The sequence below is a fragment of the Dietzia sp. IBK-p2-16D genome (genome assembly GCF_057773085.1).
Genome location: NZ_JBYMTL010000002.1, coordinates 401,776 through 424,916 on the forward strand (window position 1 = coordinate 401,776; position 23,141 = coordinate 424,916).

Genomic DNA, 23,141 nt, shown 5'->3' on the forward strand with positions numbered 1-23,141 from the left:
GTGCGGATCCTGGTGGTCGACGACGAGCCGGCGCTGCGGGAGAGCCTGCGCCGGGGGCTCGTCGCGGGAGGGTGGTCCGTGGAGACCGCCGCGGACGGCGAGAAGGGCCTCGAGATGGCCTGCGCCGACGACTTCGACGTGGTCGTGCTGGACATCATGATGCCGCGCCTCAGCGGGTACGAGGTCGTCCGCGAGATGCGTCGCCGTGAGGTCTGGACCCCGGTGCTCATGCTCACCGCCAAGGACGGCGAGTACGACGAGGCCGACGCCTTCGACCTGGGTGCCGACGACTACCTCGTCAAACCGTTCTCGTTCGTCGTCCTCGAGGCACGGCTCCGGGCCCTCGTGCGGCGGGGGGCACCGGAGCGCCCGGCATCGTTCGAGGCCGGGGACCTGGTGGTGGACCCGGCGGCGCGCGAGGTCCGCCGCGGGGACACGCGGATCAGCGTGACCGCCCGCGAGTACTCGGTGCTCGAGTACCTCGTCCGGCACCGCAATCAGGTGGTCTCCAAGGCCCAGATCATGCGCGCAGTGTGGGACGCCGCGTACGACGGGGACGACAACATCGTCGAGGTGTACGTCGGCTACCTGCGGCGCAAGATCGACACCCCGTTCGGGGCCCGCGCCATCGAGACCGTCCGCGGGCAGGGCTACCGGCTGGTGGACAGCGTCGCGGCCCGTCCCTGATCCGGGCGCCACCCCGCCCACGCCTCACCGCGCCCACGCCTCACCCCTCCCCGCCTCACCCCGCCCCGCCGTCGGGGAAGTCGTCTGCGGCGTCGTCCATGATCTCCACCGGCAGCTCCACCACGAACCCGGCGCCGCCGCCGGGTGCATCCTCCACCCGGACCGAGCCGCCGTGGGAGCGGGTGATCTCGGCGACGATCGCCAGACCCAGGCCCGATCCGCCCGTGCCCCGCGCGCGGTCCGCGTCCAGGCGGGCGAAGCGGTCGAACACCGAATCCCGTTGATCAGGGGGAACGCCCTCGCCGTCGTCGTCGACACGGATCACCGCGCGCGGCGCCCCGGGGTCGGTCCGGTCGACGGTGAGTCGCAGCGCGATCCGGTGGCGTGCGTGGCGGCGGGCGTTGTCGACGAGATTGCGCACCACGCGTTGGAGGGCCTCGGGATCGCCGACCACGCGCGCGGGTTCGACGGAGGCCGCGACCTCGAGTCCGCGGGCACCCGCGCCTCCCGCCCCGCCGACCCCGCCCACGAGACCCCGGAGCCGGGCGGCCTCGGAGAGCACGATGTCGTCGAGGTCCACGTCGTCGCGGCGCAGCGGCCGGCCGCGCTCGTCGTTCTTGGCCAGCAGGAGCAGGTCCTCGACCATCGTGCGCATCCGCTGCACCTCGGGCAGGAGCAACTCGTCGACGGTCTCCACGTCCACCGGGGTGCCGGAGGTGGAGGACAGCTCGAGCATCGTCGACAGCGTGGACAGCGGGCTGCGCAGCTCGTGTGAGGCGTCGCCGACGAAGGCGACCTGCGCGGTGCGGGCGGCGTCCAGGCGGGCCAACATGGCGTTCATGGTGCGGGCCAGCCGGGAGATCTCGTCCTCGGCCTCGGGTACGGGGACCCGCTCGCCGCGGCCGGAGGCGGAGATCTCCGCGACGCGGGAGCGGATCGACTCGACGGGCCGCAGCACCCGGCCCATGGCGTAGTGGACGAACACCGCCGTGGCCAGGCCCGCGACGGGGACGAACGACAGGAACAGCACCGCGCCGGTGACGAGCACGGTGTCGTAGCGGCCCGTATCGGTGGCCACGTCCACGGCCAGCGTCACCCCGCGGGCCTCCACGCCGACGGACGTCATCCGCAGATCGGCGCCGTTCGGGGCGTCGAGGTCGCGCCTGATGATCTGACCGGGTACCGGCGCGGGCAGTGCGGGGACGTCCTCGAGACCGCGGGTGACCTGACCGGCGAGGATCCGACCTCCGGGCGCGACGACGCGCACCATGTCCACCCCGGACAGCGGCTCGGAGACCAGCCCGAGCGAGGCCTGCGGGCCCTGGGCGGCCAGCCCTCCCGCGACGTCGACCGCCCGGGCCCGGTCTGCGGAGTCGATCGCGCCGTGCACGGCCGAGCGCAGGAGCAGCCACGCGCCGCCGGCCGCCGCGGCCAGCACGAGGATGACGATGGCGGTGGCGATCACGGTCGTCGCGACACGGATGGGCCAGCGGCGGGGGGTCGTGAGGACCTCGCGGGTCAGGGGCACCTCTCCATTGTGCGGGGGCACCGGCTCCGGCGGTGAACGGCGACGGATGTGAACGAGAACACGTGTTAGCGTCGGCGGGTGAGAGAATCTCAGCACGACGGCCCGGAGCCCCGCCTGGGCCTGACCTTCAGCCCGAACGCGGACGGGTCGGTGAGCTGGCACCAGCCGGTCGCCGACCAGTTCGTCGACCCGTCGGGTCGCTTCGCCGCCGGCGGGCTCGCCGTCCTGGTCGACTCCGGCCTGGGCTCGGAGAACCACCGCCGCCGCCCCGAGGGGATGTGGACGGTCACCACCGAGCTGCGCATGGACCTGTTGGCGCGCCCGCGCGCGGGATCGACGGGACTGGGCATCCGCACGGACCACCTGGGCGACGACGGTCACTGCCTCACGACGCGCGGCGAGGTCGCCGACGACGACGGCGAGGTGATCGCCTCTGGACTGGTCAAATCCATGGAGATCGCGGGAGCCGTGGACCCGGACGGGTACGACGAGGAGCCGCCGTGGCCGTCCAGGCTGGTGCCGGGGACGCTGGCCGAGGTCCTGTGCCTGACCCTGGATGAGCGGCAGGACGGCCCGGGCGGCAGCCGCGTGGTGGAGGGCGTGATCGCTCCGGAGCCCACGTTGGCCAACCCGCTCGGCAACCTGCACGGCGGCGTGTTCGCGGCCGCTGCGGAGGTCGCCGGCTCGGTGGTGTTCCCGCACGAGCGGGAGGTCAGCTCGTCCTCGCTCGACGTGCGGTACGTGCGTCAGATCCCCCTCGTGCAGCCGGTGCTGCTCCGGGCCGAGGTCCTGCACGACGGGCGGAGCTGGGGCATCGCGCAGGTGACCACCAGGGACGAGCGCGGACGGGTCTGCGCCGTGGCGACGGTCACGGTCTACGGCCGCCGTTAGATTGGTGTCACGTCATCTAGTAGGGTGGGTGTGATCGACAGTAGTCCGCACGACGAGAGGGAGCAGACCGTGAAGATCGGCATCATTCTGGGCAGCATCCGCGAGGAACGTTCGGGACAGTCCGTGGCCGAGTGGGTCGCGCGGGAGTCGCAGGCGCGGCAGGACGCCACCTACGAGCTGGTCGACCTCAAGTCGTTCGACGTCCCGTTGCTGACCTCGGCCACGGTGCCGGGCGCGGCGAACAAGCAGTACGACGACGAGCGTGTGCAGCGGTGGAGCTCGACGATCGACTCCTACGACGCGTTCGTCTTTGTCACCCCCGAGTACAACCACAGCGTTCCGGGCGGCCTGAAGAACGCCTTCGACTCCCTCGGCAGCGAGTGGGCGAACAAGCCGGTCGCGTTCGTCTCCTATGGGGCCGAGGGTGGTGTGCGCGCCGTGGAGCACTGGCGGCAGATAGTGGCCAACTTCCACATGTACGGCGTGCGTCAGCAGATCTCGCTGAGCCTGTTCACCGAGTTCGGCCCCGAGGGCGTGCAGCCTGCGGAACGGCGCGCCGACGAGCTGACGACCCTGTTCGATCAACTGGAGCAGGCCACCCGCCGCTTCTCGCTGGCGTTCGCGAACGCCTGACGCCTGACGCCCGGCGTCGGCGCCCTGAGTAGCAGAAATGACGAGGCCCGCCCCCGTTCGTCGGGGGCGGGCCTCGTCGCCGTCTCGGGTGCGCTCAGTTCGCGGCGGCGAGCGCGGCGTCGTAATCCGGCTCGGTGGTGATCTCGTCGACGAGCTGGGTGTAGACGACCTTGCCCTCGGAGTCGACCACGACGACCGAGCGGGCCAGGAGCCCCGCCATCGGGCCGTCGGTCATCTTGACGCCGTAGTCTGCGGCGAAGTCACTGCGGAAGGTCGAACCGGCGGTGGCGTTCTCGATGTCCTCGGCGGCGCAGAAGCGCTTGTGCGCGAACGGCAGATCGGCCGAGATGTTGACGACCTCGGTGTTCTCCAGGCCGGAGGCCTTCTCGTGGAAGGTGCGCACCGACTGGGCGCACACGCCCGTGTCGACGCTGGGGAAGATGTTGAGGATGAGCTTCTTGCCGGCCAGCGACTCGGAGGTCACGGGAGCCAGGTCGGTGCCCACGAGGTCGAACGCCGGAGCGGTCGACCCGACGGCGGGGAGCTCGCCGGACGTGGTGACGGGATTGCCCTTGAAATTGGTGGTTGCCATGTGTCCGTTCTACCGGACGCCGGTGGTCGGCGGCGTCGCGGCCGCGGCGAGGGCGGGCCGGATGTGGTCAGCGCGGGGTCGCCACGTGGACCATGAGCCCGTCGGGGACGCCCTTGACCCCACCCCACCGGAACGTCCGCTTGGGGCGGGTCGTCACGCGGCCGGGGTCGAGTCCCGCGCGCGTGGTCTCGCTGACGAGGATCTCGCCCGGGCCGGCCTTCTCCGCGAGCCGCGCGGCGATGTTGACGTCCATGCCGAGGTAGTCGTCCCCGATCCGGCGGGGGCGCCCGGTGTGGACACCGACCCGCAGCCGCGGGTGCCATCCCGCGACCTCCACGCCGGCGACCCCGTCCAGGCAGGCGACCGCCGCGTCCAGCGCCAACTGCGGAGACGGGAAGGCGGCCATGAGTCCGTCGCCGAGACGCTTGACGACCGTCCCCCGGTGCGCGAGCACCTCGGGCTCGGTGGCCGCGGCGACCCGGCGGAGGAGGGCCAGCGACTCCTCGTCTCCGGCGCGCATCGCCCAATCGGAGAACCCGACGATGTCGGTGAACACGATCGTCACCTCGCTCCCGCCGCCTGCCCGGCCCGTGCGCTCGAGGACCGCGTGCCACACCTGCAATCCGCCGAGGGTCACCTCCCGGGAGGCGGTCGGCTGCTCGTCGAACAGTCGCCCGGCCACGCGGGCGATGGTTCCCGCGCTGTCGCGGCCGGCGGCCGAGAGCGGGTCACCGAAACCGGCGTCACCGGGCAGGGCCCGCCGGGCGCGCCGCAGCATCTCGACCGATGTGGGATGGCGGTTGACGTCGCGCGCGCCCGCCGCGGCGCGGGCCGCCGTCGCCCGCACCCGCTCCCAGTTGAGGTTCGCCATGGCCTGCAGAGCCTAGGACGCGGGGGCGGGCGCAGGGGCCGCCTCGCCCGTCTGGTCCACCGCCCGCCACAGGTACCAGGACGCCACCGACCGGTACGGGGCCCAGCCGGCCGAGTGGTCGAGCATCAGTGCGGGGGAGGCCTTGCCGTCCAGGCCCAGCACACGCTCGAACCCCCGCCGCACCCCGACATCCGCCACGGGGAACACGTCGGGTCTGTCCAACAGGAAGATCAACAGCATCTCCACGGTCCACCGGCCGATCCCGCGGACCGTCGTCAGGGAGGAGACGACCTCGTCGTCGTCGTAGTCCCTCAGTTCCGTCAGCGTCGGGATCCGACTCGAGCGCACCGCGTTGGACAGGTCGCGCAGGGCCGCGACCTTCGGGCGCGAGATCCCGCACGCCCGCAGTTCCTCGTCCGACAACGCGGCCACGAGCGCGGGGTCGAGTTGCGCCCGGCTCGACGCCCGCCCGCGCAGCCGCCCCGCGATCGTCGCGGCGGCCTTGACCGAGAGCTGCTGGGACAGGATCGACGAGGCCAGCCGGTCGAACAGCGTGTGCGGCCCGGTGTCCGGAGCCGGGGTGAGCGTGCACGGGCCCACGACGTCGATGTGCGCGCGCAGGTGTGGGTCGGCACCATGGAGGTACCGCACGGCCGTGACCTTGTCGTATCCTTCCGGCATGACGTGAAGGGTACGCGGGTCGTTCGTGACCGCTCCGTGCCTCGGGTAACGACCTTCACGCACAATGCGATAACCATCTGGTCACGACACTGCTTGGGAGAGGACCGTTATCGTGCGTAGAACTCAGAGGCGTCTCGCCGCCGTGGCGGCCGCCGCCGCTCTCGCGCTGGGTGCCGGAGCGGGCACCGCCTCCGCCGGCTCGGCCGAGATGCCGTCCGGAGTCGCGCTCTACGGCGGGCTGACGATGCTCGGCTGCCAGAACATCGATCCGTCCATGCTGGCCCTGTGTGGCGACTTCGAGATCCCCACCGTGGACGATCCCGCGGTGCTCACCGTCAACCCGTTCACCACCGACATCGTCATCCTCGGCGCGGGGTTGTTCCCCGACGGCGGCATCCGCCCGGTGCTCGAGGAGCGACTGCGGACGGGCTACCGGTTGGCGCAGGCGTACCCGACCGCCCGCATCATCGTCACCGGCGGCGTGCCGCAGAACGGACGCACCGAGGCGCGCGCGATGGGCGACTGGCTGCGTGGCGCAGGGATCGCCGCGCACCGGATCACCGAGGAGGGGGACTCCGCCTCCACGGTGCAGAACGCCCAGTTCACCGACCGGATCTTCCGCGAGCGCGGCACCACCGGCGCCGTCGTGGTGACCACCGGTGACCACGTCAAGCGCGCGGTGCTCAACTTCCGCCAGGCCGTGGACGGCCGGATCCCGGTCACCGGCGTCGTGGCGCGGGGCTGATCGAGGTCGCTGCTCCCGTTGTACTGGCCGCCGAGGGGGACCTCGGCGGGATCGCCGGCTGGGCCGTGGGGGTCATGGACGCCCTCGGTGGTCCCGGCGCGGCCATCATCGTGGGCCTCGAGAACGTCTTCCCGCCCATCCCGAGCGAGGTCATCCTGCCGCTGGCGGGGTTCAGTGCGGCGCAGGGCACGTTCACCCTGGCCGGCGCGATCTTCTGGACCACCCTCGGGTCCGTGCTGGGCGCGCTCCTGGCCTACGGCCTGGGGTTTTGGCTCGGCGCCGAGCGGGTTCGCACGCTGTTCCGCCGGGTCCCGCTGATCCAGGTCGAGGACTTCGACAAGGCCGAGGGCTGGTTCTCCCGCCACGGCAACAGCGCGGTCTTCTTCGGTCGGATGGTGCCCGTGGTGCGGAGCCTCATCTCGATCCCGGCGGGCGTGGAGCGGATGAACCCGGCGCTGTTCCTGCTGCTCACCACCGCCGGCAGTCTGCTCTGGAACTCGCTGTTCGTGGTGGGCGGTTACCTCCTGGGCGGCCAGTGGCACCGGATCGAGTCCGTGGCCGGATGGTTCTCCAACGCCGTCGTGGCGGTCATCGTGGTGCTGGTGGCGGTGTTCCTGGGTCGGCGCGCCCACCTGGAGCGGAAGGAGCGGCGGGAACACCGGGACGCCACGCGCGGTTAAATGATGTGACAGCAAAACGTCTCTCGTCATCGCACCCGCGTCCCGCAGGAGGAACCCATGTCCGCCATCCGTCAGGTCGTCCCGCTCGGAGGCCAGTGGCCGGGCCTCGACCCGTTCCTGTTCGCCGTCCACCACCGCGACGAGTTCCCGCCGGCCGACGGCGAGACCATGCGCCCCGCCGCCTCGCTCGCGGGCCGCTCACTGGGGCAGGACTTCTCCGGCAAGGACGGCTGGTCGATGTACCACGGGGAGACCGTCCCCGGGTTCCCCCAGCATCCGCACCGCGGCTTCGAGACGGTGACCGTGGTGCTCGACGGGGTGGTCGACCACGCTGATTCCCTCGGAGCCGCCGCACGCTTCGGCCACGGCGACACCCAGTGGCTCACCGCGGGCTCCGGCATCTCGCATTCGGAGATGTTCCCGCTGCTGGACACCGAGGGGCCCAACACGATGGAGCTGTTCCAGATCTGGCTCAACCTCGCCCCCGAGGACAAGTCCGCCGAGCCGCACTTCGACATGTTCTGGTCCGAGCAGACCCCGGTCGTCGTCCGCGGCGCCGACGGCGCCGCCGCGCGGTTCCGCGTGATCGCCGGGGAGGTCGACGGCGTGCGTGCCCTCGACCCGCCGCCGCACTCCTGGGCGGCACGGCCGGAGAACCACCTGGCCATCTGGATCGTCACCGTCGACCCGGGCGTGACCACGGAGCTGCCCGGCGCCGACCCCTCCGTGAACCGGGTGCTCTACAACTACGGCGGCCCGGCGACCGTCGACGACCAGCAGCTGGGGTACGACGCCGCTGTCCTCGCCCCGGAGACGGTCGCCGTGACCGCCGGCGACGAGGGCGCGGAGTTCCTCGTCCTGCAGGCCCGGCCGATCGGCGCCCCTGTCGTCCAGCAGGGGCCGTTCGTCGGCAACACCCGCGAGGACATCGTCACCGCCATGCAGGAGTATCGCGCCGGCGTGTTCGGCACCTGGGACCTGCCGCAGAACGATCCCGTCCACGCACGGGACGAGACCCGGTTCGCCCGCTACCCGGACGGCACCCTGACGCGGCCGGTGGGCTAATCGGCGTCGGGCCACTCGCCCGTCCGCAGCAACGCCAGGCTCGCCTCCTGATCGATGATCGGCTGGCGCATCTGGTCGGCGCAGAAGTCGAGCAGCGCCTCGGAGAGGGCCGAGTTGTCCGATGAGATGGCCCCGCGGGCGACGGCCACGTGGAGGTTCTCGGCGAACCCGTCGATCGCCGTCTGCGCTACGCAGCTGTGCGTCGACACCCCGCACAGCAGCAGGTGGTCCACACCGAGTTGGTCGAGCCGGGCCTTGAGGTCGGTCTCGAAGAAGGCGCTGTCGCGGGTCTTGATCACCTCCACGTGGTCGCCGGTGGCCAGCTCGTCGAGGAACCGTGCCTGCTCGGTGCCGGGGAAGGCGAACCCCTGGTCGTCCTCGCACATGTTGATCGTCCACGTGGACCTGTCACGGGCGTGCTCGGTGCGCACGAGGATCACCGGGCGGCCGGCGTCGTGGGCGGCGTGGATCAGCTCGTTGACCTGCGGGACCAGCTCGTCACGCACCTCGGCCAGGGCGGGGAACTCGAAGTACGAGTTCTGCATGTCGATCACCACCAGGGCCGTCTGTTCACCCGGCCGCCACCACGTGTCGGCCACCTCCACCGGGGTGGTGCGCTTGTGCCGGTTGCGGTGCCACACCGACTCGATCGTCTCCGCGACCTCCCCGGGGACGTCGCGGCCCTCGAGGTAGTCGTCGATGTCGTCGTACCGCAGGCCGAGCTCGTCCTCGTCGGTCTGACCCTGTTTCTCGTCCAGGAGGTCGGCGGTGGGGACCTTGTCCCACAGTTGCTGCGGCGCCCCCAGTTGACGGAGCAGGGCCCGGCCCTGCCGCTTGTTCAGCCCCGCCAGTGGCAACACGTCCGCGGCGCCGTCCCCGAACTTGGTGAAGAACCCGGTGACGTTCTCCGCGGCGTGGTCGGCACCGATCACCAGGAGCCCGCGGTCTCCGGCCAACGCGTACTGGGCCACCATGCGATGACGTGCCTTGGCATTGCCCTTGGTGAAGTCGGTGAGCTCGGCGCCCGTGCCCTCCCGGATAGCGGCGTTGAGCGCGTCGACCCCCGGAGCGACGTTCACGGTCACCGTCTCGTCGGCGTCGACGAACTCCACCGCGGCCGCGGCGTCGGCCTCGTCGTGCTGCACACGGTAGGGCAGACGCATCCCCACGAACACCGCGTCACCGCCGTCCGCGCGGATCCGCTCGACCGCGAGCTGGGCCAACCGCCCGGCCAGCGAGGAGTCGACGCCGCCGGAGATGCCCAGCACGTAGCCCTTGGCGCCACTCGTGGCGAGGTAGTCGACGAGGAACCGGACCCGACGTTCCACCTCGGTGGCGGGGTCGATGTCGGGCTTGACCCCGAGTGTGTCGATGATCGTCCGCTGTAGTTCGCGCATGGCCCCATTGTGCGAGGCCCGGGACGCTATGCCACCGCTACCCGCTGCAGTCGTGCACGAAGTCGCCCACCAGCCGCGGCCACGCGGCCACCTCTGCGGGCGTGCGTGCCACCTCGAGCCGGGCGTGGGGCAGCAGGTCGAGCAGTTCCTCGGCCACCTCCAGCGGGTGGGAGGCGTCCTGCGGCCACGCGAGCAACAGCACCGGCATCCCCAGCCGACCGATCTCCTCCGGCGACGGCAGGTCGGTGGCGGCCGCGCCCCGGAACGCGGCGGGGAGCCACTCGTCCGCCACGTCGGGGGCGGTGACGGGCCGGTCGGGGTCGATGGCCGGCGAGGTGGGCGGCTGCCGGGTCAGCTCGGACCAGCGGGCCCCGCCCCAGCGTTCCACCTGCCGCGCTGCGAGGTCGTACAGCCGCGACTGCTCGCGCCGCCACCGCCACACCGTCGGCGGGATGCCCAGGGTGAGCGAGGCGAACCGCCCAGGCTCGGCCACCGCCGCGGTGATCAGGGTCGCCGACCCCATCGACTGCCCCACCCCGTGCACGCGCTGACCGGGGAACTCCTCGTCCAGGAGGCCCAGGAGGTCGCGGGCCAGCGCCGGCCATGTGTAGTCGTCCGGATCGGTGGTGCCCGGCGACCGTCCGTGACCGCGGGCGTCGTAGCGCACCACACGTAGACCGCCGCGGCCCGCCGTGAGATCGAGCCCGAACACCTCGTCGCGGCGCCGGCTCGAGCTGAGCCCGTGCAACTGCACCACCGGCAGCCCGTCGCCCCGCACGTCGCGGGCGAGCGCGGGCCCGGTGCCGCCGGGCCGGGAGTCCGGCCGTCTCGTCGTCGTCACACTTCGCGCCTTTCCCCGTAACACGCCGCCCCTACCGTGCGGGCCATGAGGCTCACCACCGTAACGCGGATGTCGCTCCCCGACGGCGTCGTGCACCGGTTTGCGACCGATGTCACCCCAGCTCAGGGAAGTGATCGGCCGCCCTCGTTCGACCAGGCGCGTCATGCCTCGCTCGGTCCCCGCGCGGGCTCGTGGATGGCCGTCGCGTTCGCGCTGCCGTTCCCGGCCGACCGCGACCACATCGCGCGCGCGTGGCTGGCGGTGATCGCGCGCCACGGGACGCTGCGCACGGTGCTCACCGGAGGCGGGCACGACCGAGACGACCACGAGGGAAGACCCGACCGCGACGACGACGAGCTGCGCCTGCGGCCGGTGACCGTGCAGCCACTCGGGTGGCGGACCCCGCCCGCGGAACCGGGGGAGGATCCGAGGGCCGTCCTGCGCCGGGTGTTCGACGAGGCGTGCTGTCCGTTCGCCCAGCCGGCGCACGCGCTGTGCCTGGTGGAGCCGCGAGACGAGCAGGAGCGTCCGGTGGTCGTGATCGGGCTCGACCACAGCCACGTCGACGCCTGGTCGCTGCTGGTGTTGATGCGCGACTTCTGCTCCTGCCTCGACGACCTGGCCTGCGGCCTCGAACCCGGCACCTGCCTGTCCCCGGCGGCGCCGTTCTCCGAGCACACCGCCGAGCTCGGTGCCCGCCCGCCCGCGCCGGACGACGTGCACCGACGCTGGGCGGAGATCCTCGCGCGCGGCGGCGGGGAGATGCCGGTGTTCCCCCTCGATCTGGGCGACATCTCCTCCCCGCGTGAGGAGGTGGTGGAGGTACGTGACGTGCTCGATCCGGCCGGGGTCGCGGCGCTCGAGGACGCGGCCGCCGTCGACGGGGTGCGGATGATCTCGGTCGCGATCGCCGAGATGACTGACGTGTTCCGGCGCCGCGCCGGGGTGGGGCTGCGCGCGGTGCTGCCGGTGCACTCCCGCCACGACGTACGCACCTCCCGCTGGAACGACTCGGTGGGATGGTTCATCACCAACTCCGTGATCGAATGCGATGACCCCGACCCGACGGTGTGCGCGGCGGCGGTGCGGGAGGCCGTCGACCTGGGTTCGCACGCGCTGGGGCCGATCCTCGCCCCCTACGGCGGGATGCCCCACACCCCGGGGATGTTCGCGATCTCGTGGCTCGACCACCGCCGCCTGCCGGTGGACGTGGACCTGAGCCTGAACCCGCAGCACGTGTCGGCCGCGATCCGCACCGACGGGGTGATGGTGTGGTTCGTCGTCAGCGCCTCGGGGCTGCACGTGCGGTGCCGCTATCCGGGTACCGACGCCGCCCGCGACTCCGTCGGCGGCTGGCTCGACGAGTTGTGCACGGGGCTGATCCGACGCGCGACGTCGGTGGCCGATGAGGTCGGGCCACGCGGGCAGGTCAGAGAGGCGGCGGCCCGGACTCCGGCCCCAGGTCGGCCTGCAGCCACGCCACGTCGAGCCACCGCCCGTGCTTGAACCCGATCCGCTCCAACCGGCCCGCCTCACGGAAACCCATCGCCGAGTGCAGCGCCAGGCTCGGCTCGTTGGGTAGGGCGACGATCGCCAGAAGTCGGCGGAAACCGGCCGCGTCCAACCGGGCGAACAGCTCCCGGTACAGCGTCCGCCCCAGTCCGTGTCCCTGCGCGTCAGCGGCCACGTAGACGCTCACCTCGCAGGACCAGCGGTACGCCGCGCGTTCCTTGACCGGTCCGGCGTAGGCGTATCCGACGATCCGCCCGTCGAGCTCGGCGACCAGCCAGTCGAAGCGCTCCAGCGCCCGGGAGATCCGCTGCTCGAACTCCTCGACCGGAGGCACCTCGGCCTCGAACGTCACCGTCGTGTCGCGGACGTACGGCGCGTACACCTCGCGACATCCGGCGGCGTCCGCGACGGTGGCCGGACGGATCGTGCTCATACCTCCGGACCTCCCGGGTTGCAGCCCTCGGCCAGCATGCGCTCGGGAGAGACCACCGGCCGCCACGGTTCGACGTTCCAGGTGGGCTTGTCCGGTTCGAGCAGCCGCGCCCACGTCCAGTGGCAGTCGAACTGCTCCCACATCCCCGGGGCGTCGGCCTCGGGAACGAGTCGCAGCACCTCCTGCCAGGCCGCGTACGAGTCGTCGATCCCGGACGCCCCGCGGCCGGCGGTGGACGGGGCCACCTCGAGGGTCACCCCGTAGTCGGAGTCGGCCCAGGTCGCCGCCTCGATGAACGGCGGCGCGGGCGGCGTGCGGGTATCCCCAGGGACCTCGCGCGACCGGGTGGGCGCGGGCCGCTCCGTCGTGGCGTCCCGGGCCGTCCGGGGCGCCGGTTCCTCCGCCCGGGGCGAACACGCGCCAGCCGCCAGCGCCGCGGCCACCACCACGACCAGGGCGGCGGCAGGGGTTCCGGGGGGCGGGCGGTGGGGCATCGCCCGCAGTCTGCCACGACCGAGGGGTTGCGCCCGAGCGCGCGTTCGGTGGATCCTGTGCTGCGGAGGGAACCCGGCGCCGACGGAGAGCCCGTACGCCGCCCCTCCTGCAGAAGGAGCGTGACCGATGCCCCCGTTCGACCTCTCCCAGCTCCAGGCCATGTGGGACGGGATCTTCCCCGCCGTCTTCGGGCCCCTCGCCGCGTTCGTCGACACGATCGGCGCGTCCGTCCAGGGACCCTGACGCTCGCCCCGGCCGGATCGCACCTCGGTGGGGTCACCCCACCGCGAGGATCTTGTGCAGCGTCCTGAGGTTCCTGGTGGTCAGGTGGCGTTCGTGCACGCGGTTCCCGGGAGCTCTGGCCGCAGCCGAGCTCAGGGTCGCGCCCCTGGGGACCCGCCAGTACACGCACCCCGCTCCCGCGGTCACCGCCTCGGTGCCTTCCGGCTCGATCGCCGCTCCCATCGCCTCCGCGACAGCCTCCGCCACCGCCTGGTCGTCGGAGAACACGATGTAGTCGTGATGCTCGTCGAGGGACTCGAACGGGTACCGGGCCACCGCATCCCGGACGGCATCGCGGGGGAGGACCTGCACCACCGCGTGGTAGCCGAATCTGTCCGCGTAGGCGGCCTCGAGCACCGTTCGCAGCTCGTCCTCCGATCGCGGGTCGGTGAGCACGACGTTCCCGGTGGCCAGCACGGTCCTCACCTCGCCGCATCCCGCTTCCTCGGTGCAGGCACGCAGGTCCGCCATCGCGATCCTGGCCGACCTGCCCACGTTGATTCCCCGCAGCAACGCGACCTTGCGATCTCCGCTCGTCCCGGCGTGACCGGCTGTGGCGTTCATGTTCCGATCCTCGCACCACGGGCGGGCCCGCGAGGGTAACTTTCGGACCATGGCAGTGTCAGTGCAGTCCGTGACCACGATCGAGGCCGGCATCCCGGAGATCATGGAAGTCCTGGCCGACGTCGAGTCCCTCGTCGACTGGTCGGATGCCCACCGCGCGGTCGAGATCCGCGAGGCCGACGACGAGGGATGGCCGATCGTCGTGTGGGAGAAGATCTCGCAGTACGGCGTCGCCGACGAGATGGTCGTGCGGTACGAGTGGTACGACGGCGAGGTGAGCTGGTCGCTCGTCGAGAGCAGCACCCAGAACGTGCAGAACGCGCGCTACGTGCTGACCGACAAGGGTGACGGCACCACCGAGGTGGTCTTCGACCTCGAGGTGGACCTCAAGATCAGACTCCCCGGCATGGTGGTCAAGAAAGCCCAGAAGCACATCGCCGACGTGGCGACCTCGGGTCTGCGCGACGAGGTCCTACGGCGCTACGGCTGACCCAGGAGGTCGAGCGCCGCCCGCACCCCGATCGCCGGCAACTGACCCGGGGCCGAGGCCTCGCCCACGGTGGCGAACGTCGCCGCCGAGCCGAAGGTGCCGCCACCGATGCGGGTGACCGCTCCCAGTGCGCCCATCGACATGGTGATCAGCGGGATCCCCGCGGCGCGGTAGCGGGTCTCGGTGGCGGCGATGAGCGTCACCACGTCGGCGGCCGAGCGGGGCATGACGGCGATCTTGGCCACGTCCGCCCCGGCGACCTCCATGGCCTCGAGTCGCGCGACGATCTCCGCGGCCGCCGGGGTCGCGCCGAAGTCGTGATTCGACGCCACCACGGCGGTTCCGCGGGCATGGGCGGTCTCGATCGCCGCGGCAGCCCGCGGGTGTCGGTATTCGACGTCCACGGCCGCGGCCAGGCCGGTCGCGGCGAGCGCGTCGATCAACGCGACGTAGGCATCGTCGGCGATCTCCGCGCCGCCGCCCTCGGCCATGGTCCTGAACGTCGCCAGGATCGGGGTGTCCGGCAGCGCGTCGGCCAGCGTCTCGAGCGCGGCCACCGCCGGAGCCGGATCGTTCCATGCCGCGGCTCCGGCGGAGGCCGTCCCGGCGGGGGTCGTCGCGGCCCCGGTAGGTGACGGTTCGTACAGGTCCACCCGCCACTCGACCAGGTCGACCACGGGATCGCCGGCCAGGGCGGCCGCCTGCCGGTCCAGTTGTGCGAGGTCGCTCGCGGTGATCGGCACGATGATCGACGGCGAACGCGCATCCAGGCGCAACTGATGACGGGGCATGGCTAGACCCTACGACGACCCCCGTCGGGCCCGGCCCGTCAGCTACACCCCTCGCAGGGACACGGCCTGCGGGCGGGGATCAACTCCAGTGCGGACAGTCCCCCGGTTCCGCTGGTGCCGTAGTACCTACCGGCCCAGCGCAGCGTTCGGGACGGGCGCCGTACGGGGACCAGCTCCCAGGTCGGCCCACCGGACCCCTCACACAGCAGGTGGCCCGCGTCGAAGACCTGGCCGGCCAGGACCGTGTCACCCCACCGGACCAGCAGTTCGGCGGTCTCCCTGCCGGTCAGGCCCCGGACCAGCAGTTCGGGGTGTCCCAGGTCGGTGAGACCGATGGTGTAGCCGAACCTCTGGTCCGGTGGGAGCGGTGTGGCGGTGCAGTCACCGCAGTCGCAGCCCTCGCCGACGTGGACGACGTGCATCCCGTATCGGTCGAGGTCCGCCGCGACCCGGAGCATGTCGCGGTCGACCGCGAGGGCGGAGGCGGACGCGGAACCGGCGCGGAGCGGGATGGCGGTGTGGGACATGGGATCTCCTCTGTGTGCGTGTGTCGGGCCCTCGGCCCGGCGTCGAACATGTGCTCGATGCGGTGCTGACGGTAGATCCCACCTACGACACGGACGGCGGACATGGCCCACGGTGGGCGGCCGGACCGGGTGCACACTGGGTGCGGACCGCGCGGGGGACGCGTGGCGGGTTCGACGGGGAGGGGCGCCGATGAGGGTCACGTTGGCACTGGGTTCGGGCGGAGCGCGTGGGTACACGCACATCGGCGTGATCCGCGAGCTGCAGGCCCGCGGCCACGAGGTGGTCGGGGTCTCCGGGGCGTCGATGGGTGCCGTCGTGGGCGCTCTCTACGCGGCGGGCAAGCTCGACGATTTCGAGGAATGGGTGCGGGGCCTGACCCAGCCCGCCGTCCTGCGGCTCCTCGACGTCTCCTTCGCCGGCGGCGGCGCGATCCGGGCGAACAGGATCATGGCGGTGATCGGCGCGATGCTGGATGATGTCCGCATCGAGGACCTCGAGATCCCGTTCACCGCGGTCGCCACCGATCTGCGGGCCCGCCGGGAGGTGTGGTTCACCCGCGGCCCCGCGGATGTGGCGGTGCGGGCGTCGTTCGCGATCCCCAGCGTCATCACCCCGGCGCTGGTGGGCGGGCGGTTGATCGTCGACGGCGGCGTCACCAACCCCGTCCCGCTGGAACCGCTGGCGCCGATCAGCAGCGATCTGCTGCTCGCGGTCTCGTTGACGGGGCGCCGGTCCGGGATCCGCGGGTCGACGTTCCAGGAGAGCTCGGACCCGGACGAGGTGTCCGCGGACTCCGAGCCGAGGATCTCCCGCAGGGGCACCCCGGTCGGGGCGAAGCCGGGGGGCAGGCTGACCGGCCGGATCCGGACCGCCGCGGCCGACGTCCGGGACGCCGACCTGGTGCGACTGATCGCCGCGCGGTTCGGTCAGGACCAGGACGGCCCCGACGACGACTCCCCGGACGCCGTCCACGCCGCGGACCACGCCGCTTCCGACGAGCGGGTGCGGGTCCAGCCCTCGGACGTGGTGGAGGAGGTCGTCGAGGAGGGCGAACAGGAGGTCGCCGCGGACGGCGGCGAGGAGGCCCTACCCGGATCGCTGCGCATCTTCGACGTGGTCACCCACACCATCGAGGCGATGGAGAGCATCGTCACCGCCTACCGCATGGCCGGAAACCGCCCCGACGTCCTGGTCGAGGTGCCCTCGGACGCGTGCTCGACGTTCGACTTCCACCGCGCGGACGAGCTCATCGAACTCGGCCGCCGGCTCACCGCGGAGGCCCTCGACCGCGCGGGGGTCTGACCGCTGCGGAGAGCCGACCCGGCCGGCACCCACCGGGGCCGGGGCCTAGGCGCCGCCGCCCCCGGCGTCCTCGCCGACGAGCGGCAGGTGCTGCGAGCAGAGTGCCTTGACCGCGGCCGTCACCACGGCCGGCGCCTCGGTGACCGGGGCGTCGGGATGGGCGTCGTTGTACTGCCGGAGGACGTCGACGTAGCCGGTGCCGCCGTCGAGGGAGGCACACGCGTCGCGGCCGCGGGTGAGGTAGTCCTGCTCGTCCGGGACATCGACGCCCACGCGCCGGATGTCGTTCAGGAACTCCTCGTCCGGGTTCGGGCTCTCGCTCCGGCCCTCCTCGGACGCCTCGGGCCGGGGGCCGTTGCCGGTCGTGGCTCCCTCGCCACCCTCGCCGTCGTTGTTCGTCGCGTCGCCCACCGCCGACGTGGCCTCGGCGGCAACGGATCCCACCGCGCTGGTGGCCTCTCCGACCGCCTGCTCGGCACTGCCCTCCTCGCCGCAGGCCCCCAGGGTCAGGGCCAGGGCGGCGAGGCCGGAGGCGGCGGCGAGAGCGCGGGAACGGGTGGAGCGTGCGGACCGGGGTGTGACGGCCACGGCGGGTCCTCCTCTGACGTCGGCTGTGCGACACCTGCACGCGGGTGCCGGTGATGCCGAGAGGGTACGACACGGGCGAGGCCCCCTCGGGCGGGATTGCCGGAATGTCTGTGAGTGGTGTCACAATCGAGACGTGGACGAGATGGGGTACGGCGAGTCGCTGGGGCGGGCACTGGGGGCGCTGGCGGATCCGTTGCACGAGCCGGTGCTGCTGGCGTTCCCGGTCTTCATCGCGTTCGTCGCCATCGAGTGGGTCTCGGCGCGGGTGCTGGAGGCGCGTGAACCGGGCGGCTACCAGCCCCGCGACGCCGTCACCTCGCTCGTCATGGGCGCGAGTTCGCAGCTGTTCTGGCTGGTCGGCAAACTGATCGGTCTGGTGATCTACGCGGCGGTGTGGGTGTATCTCGCGCCGTGGCACCTGCCGTCGAACGCCTGGTACACCTGGGTGCTCGCGATCGTCGGGACGGACTTCCTCTACTACTGGTACCACCGCGGTGCCCACCGGATCCGGGTGGTCTGGGCCACGCACCAGGCCCACCATTCGAGCGAGTACTACAACTTCGCCACCGCCCTGCGCCAGAAGTGGAACAACTCCGGGGAGATCGTCGCGTGGCTCCCCCTGCCGTTGTTGGGGGTGCCGCCGTGGATGGTCTTCACCGGCTTCTCCGTCTCGCTCATCTATCAGTTCTTCGTGCACACCGAGCGGGTCGGTCGTCTCCCCGCGCCGATCGAGTTCCTGTTCAACACCCCCTCGCACCACCGCGTGCATCACGGCAGCGACTCCGAGTACCTCGACCGGAACTACGGCGGGATCCTCATCATCTGGGACCGCCTGTTCGGCACCTTCCGTCCCGAGACACATCGGCCCACCTACGGGCTCACCACACCGGTGAACTCGCACAACCCGTTCTGGCTCCAGCTGCACGAGTACGTCGCCATCTGGCGGGACGTCCGCGACGCGACGACCTGGCGCGAGCGGCTCGGGTACGCGTTCGGCCCGCCGGGGTGGAGGCCGACGGCCGGAGCATCGGTGGCGGGAGCGGGCACGGCGGCGTCAACATCGTCGGCGGCGCCCGCCTCCGGAACATCCGCGGGGGTGCCCGGGCCGCACTAGGGTGGGGCGCATGGGAAACGCCGTTCGTCTCGCCGACCCACTCGTCGTGGGAGCCACCCGGCACGACGACGGCGTGCGGAGGCTGCTGGAGAGCTTCCGGGCCGTGCCCGCAGGCGAGCCGGTTCGGCTGGCCAAGCGCACGTCCAACCTGTTCCGGCCGCGCGCCTCGTCGTCGTCGCCCGGTCTCGACACCTCCGGTCTCACGCGCGTCATCTCCGTCGACCCGGACGCCCGCACCGCCGACGTCCAGGGCATGTGCACCTACGAGGATCTGGTCGATGCGACCCTGCCGTACGGGCTCATGCCGTATGTGGTGCCGCAGCTCAAGACCATCACCCTCGGCGGCGCGGTCACCGGGCTGGGCATCGAGTCCTCCTCGTTCCGCCTCGGCCTACCGCACGAGTCCGTGCTCGAGATGGACGTGCTCACCGGCACCGGCGAGATCGTCACCGCCCGCCCCGACGGCACCGAGCGGCAGCGCGCGCTCTTCCGTGGTTTCCCCAACTCGTACGGCTCGCTCGGCTACGCGGTACGGCTGCGGATCGCGCTCGAACCGGTGGGGCGCTTCGTGGAACTGCGCCACGTGCGGTTCGACTCCCTCACCGCGCTCGAGTCGGCGTTGGCGCGGATCAGCGAGGAGAAGCGGTACGACGACGAGGATGTCGATTTCCTCGACGGGGTCGTGTTCTCGGCCGACGAGTCGTACCTGTGTCTGGGGCGGCGGTCCGACGAACCCGGGCCAGTCTCGGACTACTCCGGTGTGGCCGACAAGCAGGCTGTCTTCTATCGCTCGATTCAGCACGGAGGTCCCGCCGGCTCGGTGCGGCGTGACCGCCTGACCATCCGCGACTACCTGTGGCGATGGGACACCGACTGGTTCTGGTGCTCGCGGGCGTTCGGCGTGCAGAACCCGCGCATCCGCAGGTTCTGGCCGCAGCAGCTGTTGCGGTCCTCGACCTACTGGAAGATCATCGGGCTGGACCACAAGTACGACCTGGGCAACAGGATCGGCGCGCTCAAGGGCGAGGGCCCGCGCGAGCGGGTGGTGCAGGACGTCGAGGTCACCATCGACCACACCGCCGAGTTCCTCGAGTGGTTCCTGCGCGAGGTGCCCATCGAACCGCTGTGGATCTGTCCGCTGCGGCTGCGCGAATCCAGCCCCTCGCCCGGCGTGGGCGGCGGACCCGGCTCCGACCGGCCGTGGCCGCTGTACCCGCTGGCCCCGGAGACCACCTACGTCAACATCGGGTTCTGGTCCTCGGCGCCCGTCGAACCCGGCATGGCCGAGGGGGCGTGGAACCGACGCATCGAGGAGGAGGTCTCCCGCCTCGGTGGACACAAGTCGCTGTACTCGGAGGTCTTCTACTCCCGCGAGGAGTTCGCCCAGCTCTACGGCGGTGACCACGCGGGCAGGCTCAAGACGGAATTCGATCCCGGGGGCCGGTTCGCGACCCTCTATGACAAGGCGGTGGGTGCACGGTGACCACGAAGAGCACAGGAACCGCGGGACCCGCGGGCGCGGACAAGATGACGATCGGCGAGATCATCGGCGCCTTCGCCACCGGTGAGCCACCCCTGCGGATCGAGGCGTACGACGGTTCCTCGATCGGCCCCGCCGACAGTGCGCTGGTCCTCCGCCTGACGAGCGAGCGTGCGCTCCAGTACTTCGTCACCGCCCCCGGCGACCTCGGGCTGGCGCGCGCCTACCTCATGGGTGACCTCGTCATGGACGGCGTCCACCCCGGGGCGCCCCACGACGTGTTCGGCGCGCTCGAGGTGTTCCGCAAGGACATGACCCGCACTCCCGACGTGCGGACCCTCGCCCGTATCGCCCGCGCGGTGGGCACGGAGAACGTCAGGTTCCTGCCCACTCCGCCCATGGAGGTCAGGCCGGCGTGGAAGCGGGTGGTGTCGGGGATGCGGCGGCATTCCAAGGAACGGGACTCCGAGGTCGTCAGCTACCACTACGACGTGTCGAACCGCTTCTACCGGTGGATCCTCGGCCCGTCGATGACGTACACGTGCGCCTGCTACCCGGACGCCGAGGCCTCGCTGGAGACGGCGCAGGAGAACAAGTACCGCCTGGTGTTCGACAAGCTGGGTCTCGAGGCCGGCGACCGGCTCCTCGACGTGGGATGTGGCTGGGGTGGCATGGTTCGCTACGCGGCCGCGCGGGGCGTGCGCGTGATCGGCGTGACCCTGTCCAAGGAACAGGTCGAGTGGGGGCAGGCCGCCATCGAGGCCGACGGACTGAGTGACCTGGCGCAGATCCGCCTGCAGGACTACCGGGACGTGCCCGAACGCGACTTCGACGCCATCAGCTCCATCGGCATCACCGAGCACATCGGGCGCAAGAACTACCACGACTACTTCGCCCGGCTGCACAACTATCTCCGGCCCGGCGGACGCCTGCTCAACCACTGCATCACCCGGCCGGACAATTCGCGCACGGTCAAGGCGGGCCAGTTCATCGACCGGTACATCTTTCCCGACGGTGAGCTGGCCGGCGCCGGGACCGTGCACCTGGAGGCCGAGAACGTGGGCTTCGAGGTGGTGCACGAGGAGAACCTGCGCCAGCACTACGCGTTCACCCTGCGGGACTGGTGCGCCAACCTGGTCGAGCACTGGGACGAGGCCGTGGAGGAGGTCGGCGAGCCCATGGCCAAGCTGTGGGGACTGTACATGGGCGCCTGCCAATACGGGTTCGAGCACAACAAGATCCAGCTGCACCAGATCCTCGCCGTTCGTCTGACCGACTCCATGACGTGGGACGTTCCGCTACGTCAGTGGTGGCAGGCCTGAGCGACAGGACGCACTCGTCGATAAGACCGTTTCGCCCGCATCCACCGAGTGGCGATGTGCGAAACGCTCTTCTCGACGAGACAGGACGCCCGCGCGGGCATCGCCTGCGCAGCCGGACCGCCGGATCAGTCGATGTCGAGGGCCAGCAGGACCTGCCCGGTCGGCGCCGGCGATCCTCCCGCGGGCTCCTCGGTGATGCCGATCTGCTCCGAGTTCCGGATGCCGGCGATCTGCGCCGAGGGCGACGGGCCGACCTGGCCAGCCTCCATCGTCCCCGCCGAGATGGGCTCGTGGTCACCCATCAGCCACAGCTGATAGGCGCGTCCCGTGGCCGGCTCGGGCAGATCGGTCATCGAGATGACCGCCATGTCCGCCGTCTTGGACGCCAGGACGGTGGCGGTACCGGCCCCACCGACCTGGCCGCGGACCACAGCGAGGTCTTCGGCCGCCAGCAGCGAGGTGACCTTGCCGGGCATGGACGGCGGGGCCGCGACGGGCACCGAGTTCTCGGCCCCCGCGCCGTCGGTGATGCGGCCGATGGTCACGCCACCGGCGACCAGCACCACGGCAGCCGCCGCGGCCGCCAGGAACGACAGCGGGCCGGGCCGCCTCCGCTCGCGCTCGCGGCTGAGGTCCACGACGTCGGCGCCCCCGCGTGGTTCACCCCGGTCGGCGTCGCCGGTGCCGGTGGGCGGGGTGGGGGCCTCCTGGCTGTCGGCCGCGGCCAGCTCGAGGACGCGTTCCCGCAGATGTGGCGGGGGCGCCGTGTCGAGACCGGCGTCGGCGACGATGCCCGCCACGACCTCGCGCGTCGACGCGATGTGCGCCAGCATCGACGACTTGTCCTCGGGCGACGCGGCGACCAGCGCCATCTCGACGGCCTCGGCCTCGTGCTCGGTCAGGGCGTCCAGGGCATAGAGGTCGAGGTCCTCGGGACGGACGCTGTCGTCGGTCGACGGGTGATCGTGGTGTCGAATGCTCATGACAGCTCACCTCCCAGGCAGTTCTTCAGGCGACGGAGTCCGTCGCGTATTCGCGATTTGATGGTGGGTAGCGCGGTGCCGAGCTGGTCGGCGACCTCGCGGTAGGTCTGGCCGGAGAAATAGGCCATCTCGATGGATTCGCGCTGGTTGTCCGTGAGGGTTCCCAGGCATCTGCGGACCTCCGCGGCGTTCTCGTCGCGGGAGATCTGTTCGGTGACCTGCTCCGCGATGTCGCCGGACTGGGTGATGTCCGCCGCGGCGTCGACCTCGTCCCGCCGGGCGGCGGAGGTCTCCGAACGGACCCGGTCCACCGCCCGACGGTGCGTGATGGTCAGCACCCAGGACTGCACCGATCCGAGGCTGGGCCGGTAGTCGGATGCCTGCTTCCAGACCTGGAGGAAGACCTCCTGCACGGTCTCCTCGGCGTAGCCCGGGTCCCGCAGGACTCGCAGGGCCAGGCCGTAGACGCGCGGGGACATGAGGTCGTAGAAGCGACCGAAGGCCTGGAGGTCGCCGGAAGCGGCGAGCTCGAGCAGGCGCCCCGGGTCGGTCAGTGGCGGGGCAACTGGCTCGGACACGGTCCCCAGTCTAGGGCCAATCAGCTCCGGGTCGCGTGACGGTCGTGTCCCCGGTCTGCGGAGATCCA

General features: G+C 71.6%; 26 protein-coding genes and 1 pseudogene. 12 read left to right on the forward strand and 15 right to left on the reverse strand.

Features of this window, described 5'->3' with window-relative positions; all coding sequences use genetic code 11:
• Positions 1-687, forward strand: coding sequence for a response regulator transcription factor (locus AC3DE3_RS06240; RefSeq protein WP_260485817.1), 687 nt, complete (start codon positions 1-3; stop codon positions 685-687).
• A 55-nt stretch (positions 688-742) separates the two neighbouring features.
• Here AC3DE3_RS06240 and AC3DE3_RS06245 read toward each other — a convergent pair whose 3' ends face one another.
• A complete protein-coding gene (locus AC3DE3_RS06245) occupies positions 743-2,215 on the reverse strand; it encodes a sensor histidine kinase (RefSeq protein WP_488369376.1) in 1,473 nt (490 codons plus the stop codon).
• Between the two features lie 78 nt (positions 2,216-2,293).
• Here AC3DE3_RS06245 and AC3DE3_RS06250 point away from each other — a divergent pair, with 78 nt between their 5' ends.
• Entirely contained in the window at positions 2,294-3,106 is an 813-nt protein-coding gene (locus AC3DE3_RS06250; protein ID WP_488369377.1) for a PaaI family thioesterase, read from the forward strand.
• Between the two features lie 69 nt (positions 3,107-3,175).
• A complete protein-coding gene (locus AC3DE3_RS06255) occupies positions 3,176-3,739 on the forward strand; it encodes an NADPH-dependent FMN reductase (protein ID WP_488369625.1) in 564 nt (187 codons plus the stop codon).
• A 94-nt stretch (positions 3,740-3,833) separates the two neighbouring features.
• Here AC3DE3_RS06255 and tpx read toward each other — a convergent pair whose 3' ends face one another.
• The 3 genes from tpx to AC3DE3_RS06270 form a co-directional block, all read right to left on the reverse strand.
• Entirely contained in the window at positions 3,834-4,331 is a 498-nt protein-coding gene (gene tpx / locus AC3DE3_RS06260; RefSeq protein WP_260485813.1) for a thiol peroxidase, read from the reverse strand.
• A 67-nt stretch (positions 4,332-4,398) separates the two neighbouring features.
• A complete protein-coding gene (locus tag AC3DE3_RS06265; protein ID WP_260485812.1) occupies positions 4,399-5,202 on the reverse strand; it encodes an adenylate/guanylate cyclase domain-containing protein in 804 nt (267 codons plus the stop codon).
• Positions 5,203-5,214: 12 nt separating this feature from the next.
• Positions 5,215-5,883 carry a DNA-3-methyladenine glycosylase family protein gene (locus AC3DE3_RS06270; protein ID WP_488369378.1) on the reverse strand — a complete coding sequence of 223 codons (669 nt, stop codon included), beginning with the start codon at positions 5,881-5,883 and terminating at the stop codon, positions 5,215-5,217.
• A 112-nt stretch (positions 5,884-5,995) separates the two neighbouring features.
• Between AC3DE3_RS06270 and AC3DE3_RS06275 the strand changes: the two genes are divergently transcribed.
• The 3 genes from AC3DE3_RS06275 (at position 5,996) to AC3DE3_RS06285 (ending at position 8,373) form a co-directional block, all read left to right on the forward strand.
• Complete coding sequence (locus AC3DE3_RS06275; protein WP_260485810.1) at positions 5,996-6,628, forward strand: YdcF family protein; 633 nt, start codon at positions 5,996-5,998, stop codon at positions 6,626-6,628.
• 74 nt (positions 6,629-6,702) lie between these two features.
• Positions 6,703-7,308 carry a DedA family protein gene (locus AC3DE3_RS06280; RefSeq protein ID WP_260485809.1) on the forward strand — a complete coding sequence of 202 codons (606 nt, stop codon included), beginning with the start codon at positions 6,703-6,705 and terminating at the stop codon, positions 7,306-7,308.
• 57 nt (positions 7,309-7,365) lie between these two features.
• Positions 7,366-8,373: a pirin family protein gene (locus tag AC3DE3_RS06285; RefSeq protein WP_488369379.1), complete on the forward strand. Its 1,008-nt coding sequence runs from the start codon at positions 7,366-7,368 to the stop codon at positions 8,371-8,373.
• On the opposite strand, the gene AC3DE3_RS06290 is transcribed toward AC3DE3_RS06285, so the two are convergent.
• From AC3DE3_RS06290 to AC3DE3_RS06300, 3 genes and pseudogenes are all read right to left on the reverse strand, one after another.
• Entirely contained in the window at positions 8,370-8,978 is a 609-nt protein-coding gene (locus AC3DE3_RS06290) for a cysteine hydrolase family protein (protein WP_488369626.1), read from the reverse strand. The genes AC3DE3_RS06285 and AC3DE3_RS06290 overlap by 4 nt on opposite strands.
• Positions 8,952-9,770 (reverse strand): annotated as a pseudogene (gene nadE, locus AC3DE3_RS06295) (NAD(+) synthase); the annotation flags it as partial. The pseudogene nadE and the gene AC3DE3_RS06290, both read right to left, overlap by 27 nt.
• A 37-nt stretch (positions 9,771-9,807) precedes the next feature.
• Positions 9,808-10,611, reverse strand: a complete 804-nt coding sequence (locus tag AC3DE3_RS06300) for an alpha/beta fold hydrolase (protein WP_260485807.1) — start codon at positions 10,609-10,611, stop codon at positions 9,808-9,810.
• Between the two features lie 45 nt (positions 10,612-10,656).
• Here AC3DE3_RS06300 and AC3DE3_RS06305 point away from each other — a divergent pair, with 45 nt between their 5' ends.
• Positions 10,657-12,117 (forward strand): hypothetical protein, encoded by a 1,461-nt coding sequence (locus AC3DE3_RS06305; protein ID WP_488369380.1) that lies wholly within the window; start codon positions 10,657-10,659, stop codon positions 12,115-12,117.
• Here AC3DE3_RS06305 and AC3DE3_RS06310 read toward each other — a convergent pair.
• The 3 genes from AC3DE3_RS06310 to AC3DE3_RS06320 form a co-directional block, all read right to left on the reverse strand.
• Positions 12,041-12,556, reverse strand: coding sequence for a GNAT family N-acetyltransferase (locus AC3DE3_RS06310; RefSeq protein WP_488369381.1), 516 nt, complete (start codon positions 12,554-12,556; stop codon positions 12,041-12,043). The genes AC3DE3_RS06305 and AC3DE3_RS06310 overlap by 77 nt on opposite strands.
• Positions 12,553-13,050, reverse strand: coding sequence for a DUF2599 domain-containing protein (locus AC3DE3_RS06315; protein WP_260485804.1), 498 nt, complete (start codon positions 13,048-13,050; stop codon positions 12,553-12,555). Before AC3DE3_RS06315 ends, AC3DE3_RS06310 begins: the two co-directional genes overlap by 4 nt.
• 277 nt (positions 13,051-13,327) lie before the next feature.
• Entirely contained in the window at positions 13,328-13,897 is a 570-nt protein-coding gene (locus AC3DE3_RS06320) for a DUF1697 domain-containing protein (protein ID WP_260485803.1), read from the reverse strand.
• Between the two features lie 49 nt (positions 13,898-13,946).
• Here AC3DE3_RS06320 and AC3DE3_RS06325 point away from each other — a divergent pair, with 49 nt between their 5' ends.
• Entirely contained in the window at positions 13,947-14,387 is a 441-nt protein-coding gene (locus tag AC3DE3_RS06325; protein WP_488369382.1) for an SRPBCC family protein, read from the forward strand.
• Here the strand turns inward: AC3DE3_RS06325 and aroD are convergent.
• Complete coding sequence (gene aroD, locus AC3DE3_RS06330) at positions 14,378-15,178, reverse strand: type I 3-dehydroquinate dehydratase (RefSeq protein WP_488369384.1); 801 nt, start codon at positions 15,176-15,178, stop codon at positions 14,378-14,380. The genes AC3DE3_RS06325 and aroD overlap by 10 nt on opposite strands.
• A 38-nt stretch (positions 15,179-15,216) precedes the next feature.
• A complete protein-coding gene (locus AC3DE3_RS06335; protein ID WP_488369385.1) occupies positions 15,217-15,705 on the reverse strand; it encodes a DUF4262 domain-containing protein in 489 nt (162 codons plus the stop codon).
• Positions 15,706-15,895: 190 nt separating this feature from the next.
• Between AC3DE3_RS06335 and AC3DE3_RS06340 the strand changes: the two genes are divergently transcribed.
• Positions 15,896-17,008, forward strand: a complete 1,113-nt coding sequence (locus tag AC3DE3_RS06340) for a patatin-like phospholipase family protein (protein WP_260485799.1) — start codon at positions 15,896-15,898, stop codon at positions 17,006-17,008.
• Between the two features lie 45 nt (positions 17,009-17,053).
• Here AC3DE3_RS06340 and AC3DE3_RS06345 read toward each other — a convergent pair whose 3' ends face one another.
• On the reverse strand, positions 17,054-17,596 hold the full coding sequence (locus tag AC3DE3_RS06345; protein ID WP_260485798.1) for a DUF732 domain-containing protein: 543 nt from the start codon (positions 17,594-17,596) through the stop codon (positions 17,054-17,056).
• Between the two features lie 142 nt (positions 17,597-17,738).
• On the opposite strand from AC3DE3_RS06345, the gene AC3DE3_RS06350 reads away from it, so the two are divergent.
• From AC3DE3_RS06350 to AC3DE3_RS06360, 3 genes are read left to right on the forward strand one after another with little or no spacing between them, the layout of a single operon-like run.
• Positions 17,739-18,710, forward strand: a complete 972-nt coding sequence (locus AC3DE3_RS06350; protein ID WP_488369627.1) for a sterol desaturase family protein — start codon at positions 17,739-17,741, stop codon at positions 18,708-18,710.
• A gap of 10 nt (positions 18,711-18,720) precedes the next feature.
• The gene (locus AC3DE3_RS06355) at positions 18,721-20,193 is read left to right on the forward strand and encodes an FAD-binding oxidoreductase (RefSeq protein WP_488369386.1); all 1,473 of its coding nucleotides are present in this window, start codon (positions 18,721-18,723) and stop codon (positions 20,191-20,193) included.
• Positions 20,194-20,237: 44 nt separating this feature from the next.
• Positions 20,238-21,512 carry a class I SAM-dependent methyltransferase gene (locus AC3DE3_RS06360; RefSeq protein WP_488369628.1) on the forward strand — a complete coding sequence of 425 codons (1,275 nt, stop codon included), beginning with the start codon at positions 20,238-20,240 and terminating at the stop codon, positions 21,510-21,512.
• 125 nt (positions 21,513-21,637) lie between these two features.
• Here AC3DE3_RS06360 and AC3DE3_RS06365 read toward each other — a convergent pair whose 3' ends face one another.
• Complete coding sequence (locus tag AC3DE3_RS06365; RefSeq protein WP_488369387.1) at positions 21,638-22,495, reverse strand: anti-sigma factor; 858 nt, start codon at positions 22,493-22,495, stop codon at positions 21,638-21,640.
• A complete protein-coding gene (gene sigK / locus AC3DE3_RS06370; protein ID WP_260485795.1) occupies positions 22,492-23,073 on the reverse strand; it encodes an ECF RNA polymerase sigma factor SigK in 582 nt (193 codons plus the stop codon). The genes AC3DE3_RS06365 and sigK overlap by 4 nt, the downstream gene beginning before the upstream one ends.
• Positions 23,074-23,141 lie beyond the last annotated feature (68 nt).